Origin of the sequence: Microbacterium sp. Root280D1, from assembly GCF_001428975.1 — a bacterium.
Classification (GTDB): Bacteria; Actinomycetota; Actinomycetes; order Actinomycetales; family Microbacteriaceae; genus Microbacterium.
This window is the reverse complement of the sequence record NZ_LMJK01000003.1, coordinates 441,411-464,033: the sequence shown is the minus strand read 5'-3', so window position 1 is coordinate 464,033 and position 22,623 is coordinate 441,411. Positions and strand designations below refer to the sequence as shown.

The window sequence follows — 22,623 nt, the reverse complement described above, 5'->3', positions numbered from 1 at the left end:
TTCATTGGAAAGGTTGTGCCGGCCGCGACTCGAAATCCCCCGATCCTCGTCGCGGCCGGACGTGTGGTGGCAGTCGCGGACGAACCGCGGCTGCTGGTCTGTCAGCCCGCGGTGGCGGCGAGCGCGGCCGCGACGACGTCGAGGCCCTCGTTCAGGAGGTCGTCGCCGATCGAGAGCGGCGGGAGGAACCGGATGACGTTGCCGTAGGTGCCGCACGTCAGGACGATGACGCCCTGCGCGACGCAGGCCTTGGCGACCGCGGAGGTGAGGGCGGCGTCGGGCGCGTTGGTCTCGGGGTCGACGAACTCGGCGGCGATCATGGCGCCGTGGCCGCGGATGTCTCCGATGCGGGTGTCCTTCTCCTGCATGGCTCCGAGGCGTGCCGTGAGGATCTCGCCGATCTCGCGAGCGCGCTCGATCACGCCGTCGTTCTCGAACACATCGATCGCGGCGAGCGCCGCAGCGCAGGCGATCGGGTTTCCGCCGTAGGTGCCGCCGAGGCCGCCTGCGTGCGAGGCGTCCATGATCTCGGAGCGCCCCGTGACGGCGGCGAGGGGCAGACCGCCCGCGATGCCCTTGGCGGTCGTGATGAGGTCGGGCTCGATGCCGAAGATCTCGCTCGCGAACATGTGGCCGGTGCGGGCGAAGCCGGTCTGCACCTCGTCGGCGATGAACACGACGCCGTTCGCGCGGGACCACGAGGCGATCGCCGGGAGGAAGCCCTCCGCCGGGACGATGAAGCCGCCCTCTCCCTGGATCGGCTCGATGATGACGGCGGCGAGGTTGTCGGCGCCGATCTGCTTCTCGAGCTGCAGGATCACGCGGGCGGCGGCCTCTGCGCCGTCGAGACCGTCGCGGAACGGGTACGACATCGGCGCACGGTACACCTCAGGGGCGAACGGGCCGAAGCCGCTCTTGTACGGCATCGACTTCGCGGTCAGCGCCATGGTGAGGTTGGTGCGGCCGTGGTAGCCGTGGTCGAAGGCGACGACGGCCTGGCGACCGGTGTGCTTGCGGGCGATCTTGATCGCGTTCTCGACGGCCTCGGCGCCGGAGTTGAACAGGGCGCTCTTCTTGGCGAAGTCGCCGGGAGTGAGGCGGTTGAGCGCTTCGGCGACACCGATGTACGACTCGTACGGCGAGATCATGAAGCAGGTGTGCGTGAACTGCGCGGCCTGCGCGGCCACGGCTGCGGCGATCTTGGGGTGCGCGTTGCCGACGGTCGTCACGGCGATGCCGGAGCCGAGGTCGATCAGCGAGTTGCCGTCGGCATCCACGACCACTCCCCCGCCGGCGGCGACGGCCGCGACGGGAACCGTGTGCCCGACGCCGGCGGCGACGGCATCGGCCTTGCGGGCGAGGATCTCGGCCGAGCGGGGGCCGGGAAGGTCGGTGACGAGACGACGCTCCTGGGGGAGGTCGGGTCCGCCGAGCGGGACTGCAACAGCTGCGGTGTCGAGGAGAGCCATGTCCGTGAGCGTACGACCGCATCCGGCGTCGGCGCATTCGCCCGGCTGTACAATCTGGGAGAGGTCATCGCCCGACCGTATAAGCGCTGATCCGGATGCCGAGAGGACCGCAGCGCATGGACGACGCCGAACAGCCCACGCTGCGCGCTCTCTTCCGGCGCCGCGATCTCGGGCTCGTGCTGATCTCGGACGCGGACGGCCTTCCGGACGGCGCCCTCGATCGCGCCCTGCGGTGGGTGCACAGCTCCGACCTCGCCGACCCGACGCCGTTCCTCGCCGAGGACCTCGCACTGCTGACGACGGGTACCCAGTTCGACGTCGGCACCGATTTCGACGTCTACGTCGGGCGGCTGGCGGATCGCGGGGTGCTCGGCCTCGGATTCGGCACGGACGTGCACCGTGCCGCGATCCCCGACGAGCTGATCCTCGAGTGCGCACGCCGCGGGATCCCCCTCTTCGAAGTCCCCTATCGCACGCCCTTCATCGCCGTCGCCCGCGCGCACTCCGAAGCGATCGCGGCGCAGGCCTACGCCCGCAGGTCGTGGGCGCTCGACACCCAGCGCGCACTCGCACTGGCCGCGCTGCGCCCCCGCGGACTCGACGCGACCGTCGCAGAGCTCGGCCGCCGTCTGGATGTCTGGGCCGGAATGTACGACGCGTCCGGCGCCCTGCAGCTGTCGCACCCCCGATCGGCCGTCACTGCAGGACGACTGACCGAGCTCGGCGAACGGGTCACCGAGATCCTCACCCGTGGGCTCGAGGCCGGGCAGTCGCTCACGATCGACGATCAGACGTTCACGCTCTTCACGGTGGGGCGCGGCGGACACCTGCGCGGGGTGATCGCGTTGGCTGTCGATGCGCTCGACGCCGAGGCGCGCACGGTCGTGACGTCGGTGATCGCGATGGCCGGACTTGCGCTCGAGCAGAGCGACCAGCTCGCCCGCAGCAAGCGTCGGCTGAACTCGCAGCTGCTGAGCTCGCTGCTCGACGACGATCCGTCCCTCGCGCGGAAGGTCCTCGGCTCGATGCCCTCGGCACCCGTGGTGGTCGCGATCGCCGCGGATGCTCCGACCGGCCCGTTCGCCGACTGGTGGGATCGGCGCAGGGCCGAGCACGGCACCGCCAGCTTCCTCGCCGAATCATCCGAGGGCGTGGTGCTCTGCCTGTCCATGGCCGATGACGCACTGCTCGACGAGGTCGCCACCCGGTTCGGCATCCGCATCGGCGCGTCCGGTTCCGAGTCGTACGACGCGTTCTCCCGAGCCCACGCACAGGCGCTCGCGGCGCTGCGCCAGCAGTCCGGCGCCGGGGTGTTCCACTTCGCCGATGCCGCCGGATCCAGCATCCTCAGCGCACTGGCCACGGATGAGGCCCGGCTGGTCGCCGAATCGCGGCTCGCGCCGATCCGCGACCACGACGCGCGATCCGGCGGCGACCTCGAACGGTCCCTGCGCACCTGGCTCGAGCACGATGCGAAGGCGGATCCTGCGGCGGCGGCACTCGGTGTGCACCGCCACACGCTGCGGTCGCGGATCGCCCAGGCCGGAGCGCTCCTGGGAAGCGACCTCTCGTCGTTCCCCGCCCGCGCCGAGCTGTGGACGCTGCTGCAGACCGCACGGGACTGAACCGGGGTCCTCGACCGAACGGCCGGCGGTCCCCGCCCGGCGGAGTGGGCGGATGCCGGGCCTCCGCCATCCGCGCGCCCTTCAGTCGGGCCGTCGTTCGGCGGGGTGGAGGTAGCGCCCGACGAACTCCTCGAAGAGCGGGACCATGTCGACGGAATCGTCGAGGAGCCACTGGAGCTGGATGCCGTCCATGACCGCGCTGATCAGCCGGGCCGCCCGAGCGGGGTCGATGTCCTCGCGCACCTCTCCGTCGGCCTGACCTCGCCGCAGGATCTCTTCTGCGGCCACGGCGCGCTCGCGGTATCGGGCGGCGAAGTCGGCGTGCGACGGGTGGCCGGGGTCTGTGGCCTCCGCCGAGACGATCGCGTAGAGGGCGGTGAGACCCCGCGAGGTCTGGTTGTGCGCGACGACGCGCGTGGCCTGTTCGATCAGGGTGTGCTCGGCAGGGTCGCCCGCCGCCTCCCGCACCTTCTCGTCACGTTGGTGGAGCACCTCGGCGAAGAGCTCCTCCTTGCCCGCGAAATGGTGCAGCAGGCCGGTCGGCGTCACGCCGACGCGCTTCGCGATCTCCCGCAGGGATCCACCGTGGAATCCCGTGCGGGAGAACACCGCGAGCGCTTCGTCGACGATCGCCTGCCTGCGCGCCTGGCCGGTGGCGTAGGGACCGCGAGGCCGTCGCGCCGCCATCGGCTGCTCATCCGTGCTCATGCGCCCGTCCTGTCTCTCGGCGCGAAAGCGCGGACCTCAGCCGTGGTGGCCGTTCCCCGTTCCCCACGACGAGCCGAACACCTGCTGCCGCATGGCGGGCCGCAGGCGCTGCTCCATGTCGCGATCCACGAAGTAGTCCTTGAGTGTATCTTTCGTGAGCTCGTTGCCGATCGCGGCCATGATCATCGACTGGTCGAGCGACAGGTAGCGCTCGGCGATCGTGCCGCTCTTCACCGCCACCGCGTCGAAGAACCCGCCGGGGCCGTAGGCGCCGAGGTCCGTCTCGATGCCGCGCAGGTTGTCGAGCGCGCCCGTGCGATCGTACGGAAGCGCCAGGAACGCGGCGTGCGGCGTCACGACCCCGTCACCGAACTCCGGAGCGGGATCGGTCCCCGTGGTGCATCCGGGCCTGTCGATGTCGACGTCGGTCTTCTCCGCGTCCGAGGTGTACCCGTCCGCCCGCATCCCGGCTACGTCGACCCCGTACTCCGCGTACCCGCCGAACGGGTCGCTCGCGGGCGAGAAGCCCCAATAGCCGTATCCGGCCTCGTCCAGCCCGTGCTGCTTCTGCACGGCGACGGTGATCGGGTGGTTGAGCTTCCACGAACGCGGACCCCACGTGGTCTCCGGCACGAGCAGGTCGGGCATCAGCGACTCGAACATGCTGCCGCCCCAGCTCGGCACGAACGACATCCCGTCATATGCGTAGGCGCCCTCCCACACCTCGACGCCGTCATAGGTGCGGTACTCGCCCTGAGGGAGCTGCTCCTGCCACGCCCAGTCGCACCCGGGAGGCATCGTGCGATGCGTGCCGTACAGGGCCGTGGCCGGGATCTGACCGTTCGCGATGCCGAGGTAGGTCGCGATGCGGCTCTCGCTCACGGTCGTGTCGTAGTGGTGGCACGTGTAGAACGCGGTGTCCCCCGAGCCGTTGTACATCGGCGCCTCGACGCTGCAGTCCGGCGGAGCCGCATCCCAGAAGCCCCCGCGGTTCGTGCCTGCAGGGAGTCCTGCCGCGCCTTCGGGGTCGAAGAACGCCGCGAAGTCCATGGAGTCGTACAGCGCGTCCGCCTGCTGCGCGAGGTCGGGCTCCGCTTCGCGGACGATGCGCAGTGCGGCGGCGAGCCACCCGTTGTCGACCGTGCTGAGGAACGGGTGCACCGGGTCTCCCGAGTCGGGCCATGTCGTGAGCTTCTCGCCGGTCGTCGGCGAGTACCAGTTGTAGAACATGCCGCTGGCGTCGTTGCGCTCGAGGGTTCCGAGCGTCTCCAGCGTCGTCGACATGCGATCGCGCGCCTCCTCGTCGCTGATGACTCCGAGGTCGCGAGCCGTGACCGTCGACCACAGGTATCCGCCGATGTTCGTCGGCGAGGTGTAGGCGCTCGGCGTCTCGAGGTCGCCGCTCACGTTGTCGGCGGGAAGGCCGGTCTCCTCATCGGTCATCGCGTCGAGGGAGTGCCAGGTGTCCACCGCCCAGCGGTTCAGGTCACCGGTGCCGGGGCGTCCACCGCCGGCCGTCGCGGGCCCGGCGACCGTCAGGCCCGCAGTCACGAGTCCGATCGTCGCCAGCGTGCTCATCCATCGCTTCATCGTGTCTCCTCATCGAGAACGGCGCCGCTGAGCGCGGCGCTCCGACCTGCGAAAACCTAACACGTGTTCGTTGTTCGCTCAACCCCCTCCTCGTGACAGGAAGGCGACCGGAATCGACGGCGCGTGCGGGCGCTCAGCGCGGCGCGTGCGGGCGCTCAGCGCGGCGCGTGCGCCTCGAGGAACTCGTACACATCCGTCGTGTCGACGCCCGGGAAGGCCCCGGTCGGCAGTGTGGCGAGCAGAGTGCGCGGGGTCCTGACGTTCGGCCAGGAGTTCTCGCGCCACCGCCCTTCGAGGTCGGCGGGCGCCCGCCGGCAGCACACCTCGACCGAGTGCTTCGAGACTCCGCGATGCGGGGTGTCGCGCCCGACGAACCACTTCGTGTCGTCGAATCGCACGCCGACGCTGACCGAGTGCAGTCCCTCACTCGACGCCTCGACGCGGGCCGTGCACCAGTAGGTGCCGTTGCCCGTGTCCGTGTACTGGTAGTACGGGTTGAAGCGGTCGTCCTCGTCGAACACCACGCGGCTGGTCCATCGGCGGCAGCACATCTGCCCCTCGATCGATCCGAGGCGATCGGTCGGGAAGTTCACGTCATCGTTCTCGTACGCCTTCGTGATCGTGCCCGACTCGTGCACCTTGAGGAAGTGCACGGGGATGTCGAGGTGGCGCGTCGCGAGGTTCGTGAATCGGTGCGCAGCGGTCTCGTACGACACCGAGTACGCGTCGCGCAGATCCTCGATCGAGATCGCCCTGCGCGTCTTCGCATCCTTCAGCGCCGGCACGACGTGGGCCTCCGGCACCAGCAGCGCCCCGGTGAGGTAGTTCGTCTCGACGCGCTGGCGCAGGAACTCGGCATAGCTGCGCGGCTCGGAGTGACCGAGGATGCGGCTGGACAGCGCTTGCAGCACCGCGGTCCGGGCATCCCCCTTGGCCGGGACGCTGCTCGAGAGGTACAGACGTCCGTTCGCGAGGTCGGCGACGCTGCGGGTGGTCTGCGGCAGGTCCGGGGCGTAGTGCAGGGTGAATCCGAGGTAGGCGGCGATCTCGGAGGCCGTCCGCTGGGTGAGGGGTCCGCCGGGGTGCCCGACCGCCGCGAGGATCTCCGCCGCCTTCGTCTCGAGATCGGCGAAGTGGTTGTCCTGCCGCCGCATGAGGTGGCGGAGCTCGACGTTCGCGCGCCTGGCCTCCTCGGGAGTGGCCGCGCGCTCATCCTTGAGCCGGTCGATCTCGCCGTGCAGTGCGAGCAGGGCCTTGAGCGCGTCCGTCGGCATGCTCTTCGCGATCCGGAAGGGCTCGATGCCGAGAGCCTGGAAGGTCTGCCCCTTCATGGCCCGTTCGAGGGCGATCTCGATCGCACTGCGTTCATCGAGCGGCTCGCCCTCGAGCAGCGCGTCGATCGTGACGCCGAGAGCGCGCGCGATCGACTGCAGCTGCGTGAGCTTGGGCTCGCGCTTGCCCGTCTCGATCATCGACATCTGGCTGGGCGCTCGATCGACCGCCGCCGCGAGGTCGTCGAGGGTCATCCCGCGCGCCGTGCGCAGCTGACGGATGCGGCGTCCGATCGTGAGGGCGTCGGCGTCTTCTTCGACCGCTGGAGTGCTCATGCGGCCGATTCTGTCACAGAAACAGAATTTTAGCTGATCTTCACTCCCCCATCGGCCATCGAAGGGTGCGAACTTCACACACAGTGGAAACACGCCACCCGGCTTCACGGTCCGGGCATCCAACGGAGGAGACACCATGACGAACACCGCCCAGAACCACACCCCCCGCCCCGCAGGGCTGCGCGCCGGGGACCAGGTTCAGACGGCCGCCGAGCTCCGGGAGATCTGGGAGACGGATCCCCGCTGGGACGGCGTCGAGCGCACGTACACGGCAGAGGACGTCATCCGCGTCCGCGGCTCGGTCCGCGAGGACGCGACGCTCGCGCACCGCGGAGCCGAGAACCTGTGGAACCTGCTGCACACCGAGGACTACGTCCGGGCACTGGGCGCCTACACAGGCGGGCAGGCGGTGCAGCAGGTGCGGGCGGGCCTCAAGGCCATCTACCTCTCGGGCTGGCAGGTCGCGGCCGACGGCAACCTCGCCGGTCAGACCTACCCCGACCAGTCGCTGTACCCCGCCAACTCGGTGCCGGCGGTCGTGCGTCGCATCAACAACGCGCTGATCCGTCAGGACCAGCTCGAGCACGCCGAGGGCGATGTCACGCAGGACTGGCTCGCGCCGATCGTCGCCGACGCCGAGGCGGGCTTCGGAGGACCGCTCAACGCCTACGAGCTCGCGCAGTCGCTGATCCAGGCCGGTGCCGCAGCCATCCACTGGGAGGACCAGCTCGCGAGCGAGAAGAAGTGCGGCCACCTCGGCGGAAAGGTGCTCGTGCCGACGCAGCAGCACATCCGCACCCTGAACGCCGCGCGTCTCGCCGCCGACGTGGCCGGAGTCCCGACGGTGATCATCGCCAGGACGGATGCTCTCGCGGCCGACCTGCTCACCAGCGATGTCGACGAGCGCGACCAGCAGTTCACCACCGGCGAGCGCACGACCGAGGGCTTCTACCGCATCCGCCCCGGCATCGAGTCGGTCATCAGCCGAGGCCTCGCCTTCGCGCCGTACGCCGATCTGCTGTGGGTCGAGACGGGTGAACCCGACATCGAGCTGGCACGTGAGTTCGCCGCCGCGATCCATGCCGAGTTCCCGGGCAAGCTGCTCGCCTACAACTGCTCACCGAGCTTCAACTGGAAGCGCCACCTGTCGGACGCCGAGATCGCGACGTTCCAGCAGGAGCTGGCTGACCTGGGCTACAAGTTCCAGTTCATCACGCTCGCCGGCTTCCACGCCCTGAACCACTCGATGTTCGACCTCGCCCGTGGCTACGCCGAACGCGCCATGAGCGCGTACGTCGAGCTGCAGGAGGCCGAGTTCGCCGCGGAGGCGAACGGCTACACCGCCACCAAGCACCAGCGCGAGGCGGGCACCGGCTACTTCGACGTCATCTCTACCGCGCTCAACCCCGACAGCGCGACCCTCGCCCTCGCCGGCTCCACCGAAGCCGCGCAGTTCCACTGAGCCACTTGTGAAGGACACACGATCATGACCACTCCCATCGCTCCCCCGACCACCAGCCCGACCACGGCTCCGATCCAGACCACGCAGCAGGGTCCGGCGATCGCGGTCACCGGTCCGCTGCGCGACCGCTACGACGAGATCCTCACCCCCGAGGCGATCGCCTTCCTCACCGAGCTGCACCACCGATTCGCCTCGCGCCGCCACGATCGGCTCGCCGACCGGATGCGCCGTCGGTTCGAGATCGGCAACGGCCACGACCCGCGCTTCCGCGACGACACCGCGCACATCCGCGCGGATGCCGACTGGCGGGTCGCAGGCGCGGGGCCGGGTCTCGAGGACCGCCGCGTCGAGATCACGGGTCCGACCGACCCGAAGATGACGATCAACGCACTGAACTCGGGTGCTCGCGTGTGGCTCGCCGACCAGGAGGATGCCACGAGTCCGACCTGGAAGAACGTCGTCGAGGGGCAGCTGTCGCTGCGCGACGCGATCCGCGGCGAGCTGTCCTTCCGCTCCCCCGAAGGCAAGGAGTACCACGTCACCGCCGAGCGCACACCGACGATCGTGATGCGTCCGCGTGGCTGGCACCTGCCGGAGAAGCACCTGCAGTTCACCGACCGCGCGGGGCGCCGCACGGCGGCATCCGGCTCGCTCGTCGACTTCGGCCTGTACTTCTTCCACAACGCGCAGGAGCTCATCGCGAACGGTCGGGGCCCCTACTTCTACATCGCGAAGATCGAGTCGAGCGAGGAGGCGAAGCTGTGGGACGACGTGTTCTCCTTCAGCGAGGAGTACATCGGCATCCCGCACGGCACCGTCCGCGCGACCGTGCTGATCGAGACCCTGCCCGCGGCCTTCGAGATGGACGAGATCCTCTACGAGCTGCGCGACCACTGCGCGGGTCTCAACGCCGGGCGCTGGGACTACATCTTCTCGATCATCAAGAACTACCGCGGCCGCGGCGCGCGTTTCGTGCTCCCCGACCGCAGTGAGGTCACGATGACGGTGCCGTTCATGCGGGCGTACACCGAGCTGCTCGTGCAGACCTGCCACAAGCGGGGCGCCTACGCGATCGGCGGCATGAGCGCCTTCATCCCGAACCGCCGCGACCCCGAGGTGACCGAGCGGGCGATCGAGAAGGTCTCCGCCGACAAGAAGCGCGAGGCCGGCGACGGCTTCGACGGCACGTGGGTCGCGCACCCCGATCTGATCCCCACAGCGCTGGCGGAGTTCGACGCCGTGCTCGGCGACCACCCGAACCAGGTCGGCCGCCAGCGCCCCGAGGTCATGGTGACCGCGTCGCAGCTGCTCGACCTGCACATCGGGCGGCCGATCACCGCGCAGGGCGTGCGCGACAACGTGTCGGTGGCGATCCGCTACCTCGAGGCATGGCTGCGAGGGCTCGGCGCCGTGGCGATCGACAACCTGATGGAGGATGCCGCGACGGCGGAGATCAGCCGTTCGCAGGTGTGGCAGTGGATCCACCAGGACCGCTCCACCGAGGACGGCACCGCGATCACCGCCGACTACGTCGAGAGCCTGATCGCGGAGGTCCTCGGCGAGGTCGACCGGCACGACGGCGACAGGTTCGACGATGCCGCGTCGGTGTTCCGCGACGTCGCCCTGCAGGAGGAGTTCCCGGCGTTCCTCACACTCGGCGCCTACAGCAGGTTCCTCGTCGAGGAGGCCTGAGACTCTGACGAGGAGCCCCTCGGATGCCGCCATCGGCAGCCGAGGGGCTCCTCGTGCGTGATGCGGAGGACCGCCGGAGCCCGCCGTCGCCGGCGGGCGTAGCCTGAGAACATGAGCGACGTGTGGTCCGACATCTCGTCCGAGTTCCTTCACCTCTACCCGCGAGGGCGCCGACTGATCGCGGTCGCCGGAGCGGATGCCGAGCGCTCGCGTCGAGCGGCGGACGACCTCGCGACGGCGCTGATCGCCGCCGGGCAGCACGTCGAGCGTGCGCACAGCACGGATGCCGATGAAGCGGCGTTGCGCGGCGACGTGATCGCTCCGTTCCGCACCGGCTCCGATCCGGCGACGGTCCTGATCGTCTCGGGCCCGGCAGTGCTGCTCAGCCCGACGGCGAGGGGCCTCTGGAACTTCATCGTGTGGCAGCTCGCCGGTGATGAGGCCCCGCACTCGATCGCCGGCGCGATCGTCGACGTGACGGACCCGGCGGCTCCGACGCGGCGCTTCGCCGACTACTGCGCGCTGCCTTCCTCGTTCGGCGCGTGACGCCGAGGGGGATTCGCGGGTGCCCCGGTCTCCCCTGACCGAAGCACCCGCACGTCCACCCGCGCCCTCGCGCAGGTGGTCCGTCATGCCCGACGCTTTCGCGCCTGTCCCCCGAACTTCCGGACGGGCGATCCCGCCGCGTCCGGAAGCCGTGACGGCCGATGCGCCAGGAGCGGAGCTCCGTCGCGATCTGCCGTCATGGCCCGCCTGGGGACACGGGCAGGTTCAGGTTAGGAGCGGCTCCGACGATCCGGAAGCGCCGCAGGACGTTGCGTCACCCGGTGCGCTCGGCCCGGCACGCAGAACCCGCGTTGGCACCAGATTCGCGATCATGTGTCACTCTCTGTCGGAGTCGGCGAAGCAGCCGGACCGCACGGCCGGCCCGCGGGCGCGCGCGTCGGTCCGCGACGGACAGCCCCGACCGGGTCGGCCCGATGGGCCGGCCTCGGTCAGGCGGTCGGGGCGGACTGCTCGTCGCTGAGCAGCATCGCCTCGGCGAGACGCGGCGGCTGCGTGCGGGCCGCGAGGCGGAAGGCACTGGGACTGTGCCCCACGTGCCGGGAGAACTGGGCCCGAAGCGCGGACGCGTCGGCGAAACCGGAGCGGGCTGCGACCGCCGCAAGGTCCTGCGGGGGCGTCGACAGCAGCTCTTCGCGCGCCGTCACGAGACGCCGACGCAGCAAGCGGCTCGCGGGGCTCTCGTCGGCACCTTCATACAGGCGGAACAGCTGGCGACGGCTGACGTGCAGGTCGGCGGCGAGCTCTGCGATGCCGAATGCCGGATCACGATGCCGCCGCTCGATGATGCGCCCCGCCTCCGCGCGGAACTCACTCGTCCGGCTGGTCTCGCCGTCGCCGGGGAACTGTCGGAAGAGCCCTCGCACGAGCGCGATCAGCGCCGCCTCGGTGCCGGCGAGCGCCCCCTGACCCTGATCCGGATCCTGCGCCCACTCGAACAGCATCCGCGCGAGTGAGGCTCCCGCTGCCCGGGTGAGTGGGGTGTCCGGGAACATGTCGGCCCCTCGAGCGAGGACGTGCCGATAGCCGGGGAGGGCCGCCACGGGAACGACGACCCCGGTCGAGTTGGTGACCCCGAACTGCTCGACGGCCGATGGGCCCAGGCTCGACATGAAGCCGACGCGGCCGACGCCCATGGCCTGCACCCCCGCCGCGGTGTTCAGGCGCTGCCCGCCCTGCTGCACCATCCCGACGATGATGATGTCCTCGCCCTCGGCGATCGCTCGCTCGTAGCTCACGGTGTGCGCCGTCTCGAGGGTGCTGTAGAGCATGGTCGAGCCGATGGACCTGCGAAGCAGCGTCGCCTCGAACGCATCCGGATCGTCGGCCTTCATCGCGCCGAAGTTCGACAGCTGCAGCATGCCGATTCGACCGTCGAGGCGAATGATCTGCTCGGAGAACCACGAGGGAAACGCGAACGCCTCGGCGCCTCCGATCGATGACGGCCACAGTCCGCCCGAGAGCCGGGCGAGCCAGCCGGCCAACTCCGCGTCGTCGATCATTCGCCCCATCGCAACCCCCAGCGGAAGCCCGCCGCGTGCGCATCGGCTGCTCCGTCCCCGCCCTCACCCTAGGTTCGCGCCAGAAGCCATGCAATATACGTTGCGTGCGGCCGCGAGAGCGGCGCTCCGCCCGCCGTCACGCGCGTCAGCGGAACGACGCAGCCACCGAGTTGCGGTGATAGTCGAACACGATGCTGGTCCTGGTCGAGGCGACGCTGCTCTGGGCCGACAGATGCTCGAGCACGAACTCCCGCATCTCCGATGAGTCGGCCACCGCGATGTGCAGCAGGAAGTCGTCATCGCCGCCGAGGAAGAAGACCTGGATCACCTGGGGCAGAGCGCGCACACGGTCGGCGAACTCGACGATGCTCTCGCGTCGAGCGCTCGGTCGAAGGCTCACTCCGATGATGGCCTGCAGGCCGGCGCCCAACTTCCGCTCGTCGACGCTGGCATGGAAGCCGCTGATGACTCCGCGTTCGACGAGTGCGCGCAGACGCGCGTGCGCGGTCGACGGCGCGACTCCGAGGTGACCCGCGAGCTCGGCGTTCGTCATCCGACCGTCCGCGCTCAGCAGCTGTACGATCCTCGCATCGATCGCGTCGAGCGCCGGCGCCCGAAGGGTATTCGGCTGAGGGGTTTCGGGTGACGTCTCCATACGAACGATTATGCAGGAATCAGCCGAAGCGCGAATCTTCTTCAGGCATTCTGTCGAATGATCGAAGTTTCTGCGATTCTGAAATGCACTCACGCAACCGTCACTTGGAGGATCGATGAAGATCGGCGTGCCGACCGAGGTCAAGAACAACGAGAACCGCACCGCGCTCACCCCCGCAGGCGCAGACCGTCTGGTGCACGAGGGCCACCGCGTGCTCGTGCAGTCCGGGGCGGGCGTCGGTTCGGGCATCTCCGACGAGGCCTATCGGATCGCGGGTGCCGAGATCGTCGACACCGCCGAGGAGACGTGGGGCGAGGCGGAGCTGTTGATCAAGGTCAAGGAGCCGATCGCCCAGGAGTACGGGTTCCTGCGCTCGGATCTCACCCTCTTCACCTACCTGCATCTGGCCGCCGACCGAGCGCTGACGACGGCGCTCGTCGACGCGGGCACCACCGCCGTCGCCTACGAGACGGTGCAGCTGCCCGACCGCAGCCTCCCTCTGCTCGTGCCGATGAGCGAGATCGCGGGACGCCTGTCCGTGACGATGGGGTCATACTCCCTCATGCGATCCGCAGGAGGACGGGGCGTGCTCATGGGAGGCATCGCGGGCGCCCCGCGCGCCAAGACCGTCGTGATCGGCGGCGGTGTCGCCGGTGAGCACGCGGCCGCGAACGCGCTCGGGCTCGGATCACAGGTGACCGTCATCGACATCTCGCTGCCGCGACTCCGCGAGCTCGAGCACCGCTACGGCGGTGCTCTGCAGACTCGCGCGTCGAGCCGGTACGACATCGCCGAAGAGCTCGCGACGGCCGACCTGGTCATCGGATCCGTGCTCATCCCCGGGGCTGCGGCGCCGAAGCTCGTGACCGACGACATGGTCGCGACCATGAAGCCCGGATCCGTGCTGGTCGACATCGCCATCGACCAGGGCGGATGCTTCGAAGGCTCGCGCCCCACGACGCATGACGACCCGACGTTCGCAGTGCACGACTCCATCTACTACTGCGTTGCGAACATGCCGGGCGCGGTGCCCGAGACGGCCACGCGCGCACTGACCAACGCCACGCTCCCCTATGTCTCGGCGATCGCCGGCAAGGGGTGGGAGCGTGCAGCAGCCGACGACGCCGCACTGGCCCAGGGCCTCAACGTCCAGGGCGGCCGCATCACCCTGGATGCCGTCGCGCGCGCGCACGGCATGAACACCGCCTGAGCGGAGAGCATCAGCACGAAAGAACCGTGATTCTTGACGACCATTCACCCGTCATCGGCGGGGTCGACCCGGGTACGCTCGTAGTCGTGACCGAACGCGCTCCTCTCTCCCGCAAGCTCTCCGCCATCGCCGAATCCGCGACCCTCAAGGTCGATGCCAAGGCCAAGGCACTCAAGGCCGAAGGCAAGCCGATCATCTCGTACGCCGCCGGCGAGCCCGATTTCGCGACCCCGCAGTTCATCGTCGACGCGGCCGCCGAGGCGCTCGCCGATCCCGCCAGCTACCGGTACACCCCGGCTCCGGGCCTGCCCGCGCTGCGCGAGGCGATCGCCGCGAAGACGCTGCGTGACTCCGGCCTCGAGGTCTCGCCGAGCCAGGTCATCGTGACCAACGGCGGCAAGCAGTCGGTCTACCAGGCGTTCCAGGCCGTGGTGAACCCGGGCGACGAAGTGCTTCTGCCTGCGCCGTACTGGACGACCTACCCCGAGGCGATCCGTCTTGCGGACGGCACGCCGGTCGAGGTCTTCGCGGGCGCCGATCAGGACTACAAGGTCACCGTCGACCAGCTCGAGGCCGCTCGCACCGAGCGCACGACCGCGCTCGTGTTCGTGTCGCCCTCCAACCCCACCGGATCGGTGTACACGGCCGAGGAGACGGCGGCGATCGGCGAGTGGGCACTCGAGCACGGCATCTGGGTCATCTCCGACGAGATCTACCAGAACCTCACCTATGAGGGCGTCAAGGCGACCTCCATCGTCGAGGCCGTGCCCGCGGTGGCGGGGCAGACGATCCTCGTCAACGGCGTCGCGAAGACCTACGCCATGACCGGCTGGCGCGTGGGCTGGATGGTCGGACCGGCGGATGCCATCAAGGTCGCCGCGAACCTGCAGTCCCACCTGTCGAGCAACGTCAACAACGTCGCACAGAAGGCGGCGATCGCTGCCCTCAACGGGCCCCAGACCGAAGCCGAGCAGTTCCGCGAGGCGTTCGACCGCCGCCGCCGCCTCATCGTGTCCGAACTGTCGAAGATCGACGGACTCGTGGTGCCGAACCCGCTGGGCGCCTTCTACGTCTACCCCGACGTGCAGGGTCTGCTCGGACGCACGTGGGGCGGCAAGACGCCGACGACCTCGCTCGAGCTCGCCGACCTCATCCTCGAGCAGGCCGAGGTGGCCGTCGTCCCGGGCGAGGCATTCGGTCCCTCCGGGTACATCCGCATGTCGTACGCGCTCGGCGACGACCAGCTCCTCGAGGGTGTGCAGCGACTGCAGCGTCTGTTCGCCTGAGGCCGGTCTGCGACGAGATCAGTCCTCGTCGTGGAAGCCGATCAGCCAGCGGATGCCGTAGCGGTCGGTGACGGTGCCGTCGTAGTCGCCCCACACGCGCTTCTGCAGGGCGTCGGTCACTCGGCCGTGCTCTGACAGCCGGTCGAACCAGCTCGTCAGCTTCGACGCGTCGGCGGTGCCGAGCAGAGAGAGGAACATCCCGCTCATCTGCACGGCATCGTCGTCCGCGCCGGCATCGGCTCCCGCCAGTTCGACCGGTCCTGAGAGCTGCCCGTGGGCGACCGCATCGGCCGGACCGTCTGCACGACCCGCACTGGCATAGTCGACGAGCTGAAGCTCTCCTCCGAAGACGTCACGGTAGTGCTCCAGCGCTTCGGCCGCGTTTCCGGGAAACAGCAGGTACGGGATCAGTCCGCTCATGCCGCGAGTGTACGGCGAACGGGCGACGTTGTCAGGCGGGCGCGGGCTCGCTGCGTCGCGACTCAGAGCTCGACGCAGAGCAGCACGGGCTCCGGCTGCAGCACGAGACCGAACTCCGAATGGACGCGGCTCTGGATGAATCGTGCGAGCTCCGAGACCTCGGCCGCTGTCGCCCCGCCCCGGTTGGTGAGGGCGAGCGCGTGCTTCGTCGAGACCGAGGCGCGCGAGCGCGGCAGCTTGAACCCCTTGCGGATTCCGGCCTGCTCGATCAGCCACGCTGCACTCACCTTGACGTCGGGGGCCTCCGGCTTGGCGGGAGGGACATACCCGTCGTACGAGGCGAGCGGGATCACCGTGACGGTATCCAGATCCGGGGTCACCGGCCACCGCGGGCACTCGGGCGGCAGAGCACGGGCCACGACCTCCGGCACGATCGCATTCTGGAAGAACGAGCCGACGCCATGGGTGTCCGGATCGTTCTCGTCGAGCAGCATCCCCTTCGAGGCGCGGGTGGCGAGGATCCGCTCGCGTACCCAGGTCAGCGGCACCGGGGCGTCGGAGTCCAGACCCAGCGCCCTCCTGAGCTGCTCGCCGCGCACCACGCGCTCGTCAGCGACGAGAAGGTCGACCGTGACCGACAGGATGACGGCCCGACGCTGCGGCACGCTGCCGTAGTGATGCTTGAGCACGGAGGTGCGGAAACCGAGCCCCAGTTCGGATGCCGGCACCACCGACACCTCGCCGGTGGCCTCGTCGATCAGCTCGACCTCGACCAGGGTCTCCTGGATCTCCTGCCCGTACGCCCCGATGTTCTGCACGGGCGAGGCGCCGACGGTGCCCGGGATGCCGCTCATCGCCTCGAGACCGGCGTAACCGTGCTCGACCGCATAGGCGACGAGATCGTCCCAGCCATGCCCCGCCTGCACACGCAGCCTGATGCGTCCCTCGTGCGGCGAGGGCAGCTCCTCGATGCCGCGGGTGAGGACGCGGATGACCGTCCCCTCGAACGACTCGTCGCCGATGAACAGGTTGGATCCTCCGCCCAGCACGAACCACTCGTCGCCGCGTGACCAGACATCGGTGAGCGCGTCGATCAGCTCCGCCGTGGTCGATGCCTCGAGCATGCGCTCCGGGGCGCCTCCCGTGCGCAGGGTCGTGAGAGTCGCGAGCCTCAGCGGCTCGACCTCGTGCACAGCGCCACCCATCAGGAGGCGACGCGCAGCTGCGCCTTGACGAGGACCGTCGTCTCAGCGAACGTGACCTTGAGATCGATCCGAGTCGACTCGTCGTCGACGGCACCGACGGTCGCGATGACGTGGAGGTCCGCTCCCTCGGTCGGGTGCACCACGACCGGCTTGGTGAAGCGCACGCCGTAGTCGAGGATCCGCGTTCCCGGTTCGAGAGCCGCGACGACCACCGACGACGCGATGCCCATCGTGAGCATGCCGTGCGCGAGCACTCCCGGCAGACCCACCTCGGCGGCGATGTCGTCCCGGTAGTGGATCGGATTGAAGTCACCCGATGCTCCTGCGTACCGCACGAGCGATTCGCGGGTGAGATGGACGGTGCGCTCCGCGACGACGTCTCCGACAGCGAACGGCATCACTCGGCTCCTTCTTCCGCGCCGACCAGCAGCACGCTGGTGGCGGTGACGACGTGCTCGCCGTCGGCATCCGTGATCTCGGCCGCGCTGGTGATCATGGCGTTGCCGCCCATCATGCGGATGCCGGTCACGCGCAGTCGACCTGTGAGCTCGTCACCCGCGACGATGGGGCGCGAGTACGCGAACTTCTGCTCGGCGTGGATCGTGCGCGCCAGGACGATGCCGGAGTCCGGTTCGGCGAGGAGCTGCTGGAGAGTGTGGTCCTGGATGACCATCGCGAACGTCGGGGGCGCGACGACGTCGGCGAAACCGGCTGCGCGAGCCGCCTCGACGTCGGTGTGCTGCGGTGCATCGGCGAAGACGGCACGCGCGAACTCACGCACCTTCTCACGGCCGACGAGGTAGGGGGACGTCGGCGGGAACTCCCGGCCGACCAGATCTTGGTTGACTGCCACCCCTCGATCCTACTTTCTCGGTCATGGGGCGCGGTGCCCGTAAGCCGGAACTAAGGGCGTTCAGTCCTTCTTCTTGCGCCCCTTGATCGCCTTCATCGCCATCTGCACCGCGATCACCACGAGGTATGCCGCGAACAGCATGTTGCCCACCGTGGGGTCGATCAGAGTGGCCAGCCAGGCTCCGAGCGCGGTGGTCGTGCAGGCGGAGACCCCGACGATCGCCGCGGCCACGAGATCGACGTTGTGATTGCGCAGGTTGCCGATGGTGCCCGAGATCGCGGTCGGGATCATCATGAGCAGCGACGTGCCCTTGGCCACGAGGTCGCTCGTACCGAATGCGAGCATCAGCACGGGCACCACGATCACGCCCCCGCCGACACCGATCAGACCGGCGAGGACTCCGGTGCCGACTCCGACCGCGAGCAGCGCGAGCCCGTTGAGCAGCTCCAGCTCGAACTCGGCGTCGCGCGAAGGGACGACCAGGAACAGGCTCACGATCACGATCGCCAGGAAGCCGACGAAGAACCAGCGCAGCACCGTCTGCGAGATCTTCGGCAGCAGCCGCGTGCCGATCTGCGCACCCACCACGGCGCCTGCCGCCAGGATGAGAGCGGGGATCCACGCCACCGATCCGTTGATCGCGTAGGAGATCACGCCCACCGTCGCCGTCGGGACGATCGCTGCAAGCGACGTGCCGGCGCCGAGACGCTGGTTGAAATGCAGGAAGAGCACGAGCAGCGGAACGATCACCGTGCCGCCGCCGACGCCGAAGAGGCCGGAGAGGAGGCCTGCGATCAGGCCGATTCCGATGAATGCCGTATAGGCGCGAGGCCCTCTGCTCAGGGTCTCTGCATCGCTCACCGGATCAGCCTACTCTCCGCGGCGTCGGCACCTCGGTCATGTGTCCTCCATACCCCTGGGACCGGGTCTCCTCCTGTGCGACACTGGATCGCATCAGACGGCGTCGTCGATGACCCGGATCGAAGGAGATCTCATGGTGCGCAGTTCCTATCCCGATGTCGAGATCCCCGCGGTCTCGATCCACCAGTTCCTCTTCGGAGACGTCGAGGAAGACCGTCTCGACGCAGTCGCCCTCGTCGACGGAGTCAGCGGCGCCACCACGACCTACCGTCAGCTGATCGCCCAGATCGACCTCTTCGCGGGCGCGCTTGCAGCGCGAGGGGTGGACGTCGGGACGAAGGTCGGGGTCCTCTGTCCCAACATCCCGGCCTTTGCGACGGTCTTCCACGGCATCCTGCGGGCAGGAGCGACGGCGACCACGATCAACTCCCTGTACACGGCCGAGGAGATCGCGAACCAGCTGACCGACGCCGAGGCGACGTGGCTGATCACCGTCTCGCCGCTGCTGCCGGGCGCGAAGGCCGCCGCGGACGCCGTCGGACTCGCCGTCGACCACGTGATCGTCCTCGACGGCGCCGAGGGGCATCCGTCGCTGCCTGCCCTGCTCGGCGAGGGTCGCCCCGCTCCCGAAGTGAGCTTCGACCCGGCGACGCATCTCGCCGTACTCCCCTACTCCTCGGGCACGACCGGCCGACCCAAGGGCGTCATGCTGACCCACCGCAACCTGATCGCGAACGTCAGCCAGTGCCGCTCGACGATCTCTCTCCGTGACGACGACCGAGTACTCGCCGTCCTGCCGTTCTTCCACATCTACGGGATGACGGTGCTGCTGAACTTCGCGCTGCGCCAGCGCGCGGCTCTGGTCACGATGCCGAAGTTCGACCTGACGGAGTTCCTCCGGGTCGTGCAGGAGCACCGGACGAGCTGGGTCTTCATCGCGCCGCCGATCGCCGTCGCGCTCGCGAAGCATCCGCTCATCGATCAGTACGACACCTCCGCGATCAAGGTCATCTTCTCGGGGGCTGCTCCGCTCGACGGCGCTCTCGCATCCGCAGTGGCCGATCGGCTGGGGTGCACGGTCTGTCAGGGCTACGGAATGACGGAGACGAGCCCGGTCACGCACGCGATCCCGTACGACCGCCCTGACATCGACCGCTCGTCCGTGGGGATGCTGCTCGCGAACACGGAGGCGCGTCTCGTCGCGGAGGACGGCTCCGATGTCACTGCGCCGGCCGAGGGCGCAAGCGACCCCGGCGAGCTCCTGATCCGCGGTCCCCAGGTGATGGCCGGATACCTCAACCGGCCGGATGCGACGGCCGAGATGCTCGACAGCGACGGCTGGCTTCACACCGGCGACGTGGCGACGGTGACGCACGACGGCATCTTCCGGATCGTCGACCGTCTCAAGGAGCTCATCAAGTACAAGGGCTACCAGGTCGCGCCGGCCGTGCTCGAGGCGGTCCTGCTCGAGCATCCGGCCATCGCCGATGCGGCCGTGATCGGCGTGCCCGACGCGGATGGACAGGAGGTACCCAAGGCGTTCGTGGTCGCGCAGCAGGGAGCAGACCTCGACGCGGATGCGGTGATGGCGCACGTCGCCGCCCATGTCGCGCCTCATGAGAAGGTGAGGCAGGTCGAGTTCATCGACGCCATTCCCAAGTCGGCATCCGGCAAGATCCTGCGCAAGGATCTGCGCGCACGCTGAGTCCAGGCGCCGGATACACGAAGAAGCCCGCCGTCCCTCACGGGGCGGCGGGCTTCTTCGAGTGAGCGAGGTGCTTACTCGGACTTCTTCTCGACAGCGTCCTCGGCGGCAGCCTCGGCTGCTTCGCCCTCGGCCTGCGACTCGGCGCCGGCCTCGACGGTCTCGTCTGCCGGAGCCTCCTCGACGGGAGCCTCCTCAGCGGGAGCCTCCTCGACGACCTCGGCCGGCTTCTCAGCCTTGGCAGCCTTCTTGGTGGACTTCGCCTTGGGGGTGACGGGCTCGAGAACGAGCTCGATCACTGCCATGGGGGCGTTGTCACCCTTGCGGTTGCCGACCTTCGTGATGCGGGTGTAGCCACCCTCACGGTCTGCGACCAGCGGGGCGATCTCGGCGAAGAGCGTGTGCACGACGCTCTTGTCGCCGATGACCGAGAGAACGCGACGACGAGCGTGCAGGTCTCCGCGCTTGGCGAAGGTGATCAGGCGCTCGGCGAGCGGACGCAGGCGCTTGGCCTTGGTCTCGGTCGTCTTGATCGACTTGTGGGTGTACAGAGCCGCCGCGAGGTTGGCAAGCAGCAGGCGCTCGTGTGCGGGGCCGCCTCCGAGGCGGGGACCCTTAGTGGGCTTGGGCATAATCGTCTAACTCCTGGTCAGAAAGGTCGGGTATCAGAAGGACTCGTCTTCGCTGCCGCCGTAGAAGTGGGCGCCGTCGAAACCGGGCACCGAATCCTTGAGCGACAGACCGAGCGAGATGAGCTTGTCGCGCACCTCGTCGACCGACTTCTGGCCGAAATTGCGGATGTTCATGAGCTGCGTCTCCGACAGGGCGACGAGCTCGGAAACAGTGTTGATGCCCTCACGCTTCAGGCAGTTGTACGAGCGGACGGAGAGGTCGAGGTCCTCGATCGGCATCGACAGCTCGCTGGAGTTCACTGCCTCCACCGGTGCCGGGCCGATCTCGATGCCCTCAGCCTCGACGTTCAGCTCGCGGGCGAGACCGAACAGCTCGGTGAGCGTCTTCGCAGCCGAAGCGACGGCGTCGCGGGGGCTGATGGCGGACTTGGTCTCGACGTCGAGGACGAGCTTGTCGAAGTCGGTGCGCTCACCCGCACGGGTGGCGTCGACGCGGTAGCTGACCTTGAGCACCGGCGAGTAGATCGAGTCGATCGGGATCTGACCGGCCTCGGCGTACTCGTTGCGGTTCTGCGTCGCCGAGACGTAGCCGCGGCCACGCTCGATCGTGAGCTCGAGCTCGAACTTCGCCGTCTCGTTGAGCGTCGCGATGACGAGCTCGGGGTTCTGGACCTCGACACCGGCCGGAGCCGAGATGTCAGCGGCGGTCACTTCGCCCGAACCGGTCTTGCGCAGGTAAGCGGTGATGGGCTCGTCGCGCTCCGACGAGACCACGAGCTGCTTGATGTTGAGGATGATCTCGGTGACATCCTCCTTCACGCCGGGGATGGTGCTGAACTCGTGCAGCACGCCGTCGATGCGAACGCTGGTGACCGCGGCGCCGGGGATCGACGACAGCAGGCTGCGACGAAGCGCGTTGCCGATCGTGTATCCGAAGCCGGGCTCCAGAGGCTCGATGATGAACCGGCTACGGTTCTCGACGATCTTTTCCTCGGTCAGTGTGGGACGCTGTGCAATAAGCACTCTGTGTTCCTTTCGATCACATGCCCGCTATATGACATGTGGTGGGGTGAGGTCTTGAGTTTTGGGAGTCGATGCCCGCGCTGGCGGGCGTCGAGCCGCTCGGACCCGAAGGACCGAGCGGCTCAACAAGCCGGATCAGACGCGGCGGCGCTTCGGCGGGCGGCAGCCGTTGTGCGCCTGCGGCGTGACGTCCTGGATCGAGCCGACCTCGAGGCCGGCGGCCGTCAGCGAGCGGATCGCGGTCTCGCGACCCGAGCCCGGTCCCTTGACGAAGACGTCGACCTTCTTGACGCCGTGCTCCTGCGCCTGGCGGGCGGCCGACTCGGCAGCCATTCCAGCGGCGTAGGGCGTCGACTTGCGCGAGCCCTTGAAGCCCACGCCACCCGACGATGCCCAGCTGATGACAGCGCCGGACGGGTCGGTGATCGAGACGATCGTGTTGTTGAACGTCGACTTGATGTGGGCGTGGCCCAGCGCGATGTTCTTCTTTTCCTTGCGGCGCGGCTTGCGCGCGGCGGCCTTGGGTGCAGCCATGAAAGTGTTCTCCTAGTCCC

21 protein-coding genes are annotated in these 22,623 nt (G+C 68.8%); 7 read left to right on the top strand and 14 right to left on the bottom strand.

Going from position 1 to position 22,623, the window contains the following annotated elements:
* Window positions 1-101 precede the first annotated feature (101 nt).
* Window positions 102-1,469 carry a 4-aminobutyrate--2-oxoglutarate transaminase gene (gene gabT / locus ASE34_RS14710; protein ID WP_053097454.1) on the bottom strand — a complete coding sequence of 456 codons (1,368 nt, stop codon included), beginning with the start codon at window positions 1,467-1,469 and terminating at the stop codon, window positions 102-104.
* A gap of 116 nt (window positions 1,470-1,585) precedes the next feature.
* Here gabT and ASE34_RS14705 point away from each other — a divergent pair, with 116 nt between their 5' ends.
* On the top strand, window positions 1,586-3,094 hold the full coding sequence (locus tag ASE34_RS14705) for a PucR family transcriptional regulator (protein WP_056279774.1): 1,509 nt from the start codon (window positions 1,586-1,588) through the stop codon (window positions 3,092-3,094).
* Window positions 3,095-3,175: 81 nt separating this feature from the next.
* Here ASE34_RS14705 and ASE34_RS14700 read toward each other — a convergent pair whose 3' ends face one another.
* From ASE34_RS14700 to ASE34_RS14690, 3 genes are all read right to left on the bottom strand, one after another.
* The gene (locus tag ASE34_RS14700; protein ID WP_056279772.1) at window positions 3,176-3,802 is read right to left on the bottom strand and encodes a TetR/AcrR family transcriptional regulator; all 627 of its coding nucleotides are present in this window, start codon (window positions 3,800-3,802) and stop codon (window positions 3,176-3,178) included.
* A 36-nt stretch (window positions 3,803-3,838) separates the two neighbouring features.
* Window positions 3,839-5,392, bottom strand: coding sequence for a glucoamylase family protein (locus tag ASE34_RS14695; protein ID WP_056279770.1), 1,554 nt, complete (start codon window positions 5,390-5,392; stop codon window positions 3,839-3,841).
* Window positions 5,393-5,547: 155 nt separating this feature from the next.
* A complete protein-coding gene (locus ASE34_RS14690) occupies window positions 5,548-6,999 on the bottom strand; it encodes a helix-turn-helix domain-containing protein (protein ID WP_053097458.1) in 1,452 nt (483 codons plus the stop codon).
* A 136-nt stretch (window positions 7,000-7,135) separates the two neighbouring features.
* On the opposite strand from ASE34_RS14690, the gene aceA reads away from it, so the two are divergent.
* The 3 genes from aceA to ASE34_RS14675 all read left to right on the top strand — a co-directional run bounded on the left by aceA (window position 7,136) and on the right by ASE34_RS14675 (window position 10,699).
* A complete protein-coding gene (gene aceA / locus ASE34_RS14685) occupies window positions 7,136-8,461 on the top strand; it encodes an isocitrate lyase (protein WP_056279769.1) in 1,326 nt (441 codons plus the stop codon).
* Between the two features lie 24 nt (window positions 8,462-8,485).
* The gene (gene aceB / locus ASE34_RS14680) at window positions 8,486-10,153 is read left to right on the top strand and encodes a malate synthase A (RefSeq protein ID WP_230100389.1); all 1,668 of its coding nucleotides are present in this window, start codon (window positions 8,486-8,488) and stop codon (window positions 10,151-10,153) included.
* A gap of 111 nt (window positions 10,154-10,264) precedes the next feature.
* The gene (locus tag ASE34_RS14675; protein WP_056279767.1) at window positions 10,265-10,699 is read left to right on the top strand and encodes a hypothetical protein; all 435 of its coding nucleotides are present in this window, start codon (window positions 10,265-10,267) and stop codon (window positions 10,697-10,699) included.
* A gap of 449 nt (window positions 10,700-11,148) precedes the next feature.
* Here the strand turns inward: ASE34_RS14675 and ASE34_RS14670 are convergent, their stop codons facing one another.
* Together ASE34_RS14670 and ASE34_RS14665 are read right to left on the bottom strand one after the other, a co-directional pair.
* Window positions 11,149-12,219 (bottom strand): AraC family transcriptional regulator, encoded by a 1,071-nt coding sequence (locus ASE34_RS14670; RefSeq protein WP_056279764.1) that lies wholly within the window; start codon window positions 12,217-12,219, stop codon window positions 11,149-11,151.
* Between the two features lie 145 nt (window positions 12,220-12,364).
* Window positions 12,365-12,874: an Lrp/AsnC family transcriptional regulator gene (locus tag ASE34_RS14665; RefSeq protein ID WP_053097462.1), complete on the bottom strand. Its 510-nt coding sequence runs from the start codon at window positions 12,872-12,874 to the stop codon at window positions 12,365-12,367.
* A gap of 115 nt (window positions 12,875-12,989) precedes the next feature.
* Between ASE34_RS14665 and ald the strand changes: the two genes are divergently transcribed.
* Together ald and ASE34_RS14655 are read left to right on the top strand one after the other, a co-directional pair.
* Entirely contained in the window at window positions 12,990-14,084 is a 1,095-nt protein-coding gene (ald, locus tag ASE34_RS14660; protein WP_056279762.1) for an alanine dehydrogenase, read from the top strand.
* An 86-nt stretch (window positions 14,085-14,170) separates the two neighbouring features.
* A complete protein-coding gene (locus tag ASE34_RS14655) occupies window positions 14,171-15,370 on the top strand; it encodes a pyridoxal phosphate-dependent aminotransferase (RefSeq protein WP_053099212.1) in 1,200 nt (399 codons plus the stop codon).
* A gap of 18 nt (window positions 15,371-15,388) precedes the next feature.
* Here ASE34_RS14655 and ASE34_RS14650 read toward each other — a convergent pair whose 3' ends face one another.
* The 5 genes from ASE34_RS14650 to ASE34_RS14630 all read right to left on the bottom strand — a co-directional run bounded on the left by ASE34_RS14650 (window position 15,389) and on the right by ASE34_RS14630 (window position 18,709).
* Complete coding sequence (locus tag ASE34_RS14650) at window positions 15,389-15,790, bottom strand: VOC family protein (protein WP_056279760.1); 402 nt, start codon at window positions 15,788-15,790, stop codon at window positions 15,389-15,391.
* 62 nt (window positions 15,791-15,852) lie between these two features.
* A complete protein-coding gene (locus ASE34_RS14645) occupies window positions 15,853-16,983 on the bottom strand; it encodes a UDP-N-acetylmuramate dehydrogenase (RefSeq protein ID WP_056279758.1) in 1,131 nt (376 codons plus the stop codon).
* An 11-nt stretch (window positions 16,984-16,994) separates the two neighbouring features.
* Window positions 16,995-17,393, bottom strand: coding sequence for a MaoC/PaaZ C-terminal domain-containing protein (locus ASE34_RS14640; protein WP_056279756.1), 399 nt, complete (start codon window positions 17,391-17,393; stop codon window positions 16,995-16,997).
* Complete coding sequence (locus tag ASE34_RS14635; protein ID WP_056279753.1) at window positions 17,393-17,848, bottom strand: FAS1-like dehydratase domain-containing protein; 456 nt, start codon at window positions 17,846-17,848, stop codon at window positions 17,393-17,395. The genes ASE34_RS14640 and ASE34_RS14635 overlap by 1 nt, the downstream gene beginning before the upstream one ends.
* Before the next feature lie 60 nt (window positions 17,849-17,908).
* Window positions 17,909-18,709, bottom strand: coding sequence for a sulfite exporter TauE/SafE family protein (locus ASE34_RS14630; RefSeq protein WP_056279751.1), 801 nt, complete (start codon window positions 18,707-18,709; stop codon window positions 17,909-17,911).
* Window positions 18,710-18,842: 133 nt separating this feature from the next.
* On the opposite strand from ASE34_RS14630, the gene ASE34_RS14625 reads away from it, so the two are divergent.
* Complete coding sequence (locus ASE34_RS14625; protein ID WP_056280284.1) at window positions 18,843-20,414, top strand: AMP-binding protein; 1,572 nt, start codon at window positions 18,843-18,845, stop codon at window positions 20,412-20,414.
* A gap of 74 nt (window positions 20,415-20,488) precedes the next feature.
* Here ASE34_RS14625 and rplQ read toward each other — a convergent pair whose 3' ends face one another.
* From rplQ to rpsK, 3 genes are all read right to left on the bottom strand, one after another.
* Window positions 20,489-21,046, bottom strand: coding sequence for a 50S ribosomal protein L17 (gene rplQ, locus ASE34_RS14620; RefSeq protein WP_053097470.1), 558 nt, complete (start codon window positions 21,044-21,046; stop codon window positions 20,489-20,491).
* A gap of 33 nt (window positions 21,047-21,079) precedes the next feature.
* A complete protein-coding gene (locus ASE34_RS14615; protein WP_042538798.1) occupies window positions 21,080-22,069 on the bottom strand; it encodes a DNA-directed RNA polymerase subunit alpha in 990 nt (329 codons plus the stop codon).
* 135 nt (window positions 22,070-22,204) lie between these two features.
* Window positions 22,205-22,603 carry a 30S ribosomal protein S11 gene (rpsK, locus tag ASE34_RS14610; protein ID WP_045253826.1) on the bottom strand — a complete coding sequence of 133 codons (399 nt, stop codon included), beginning with the start codon at window positions 22,601-22,603 and terminating at the stop codon, window positions 22,205-22,207.
* Window positions 22,604-22,623 lie beyond the last annotated feature (20 nt).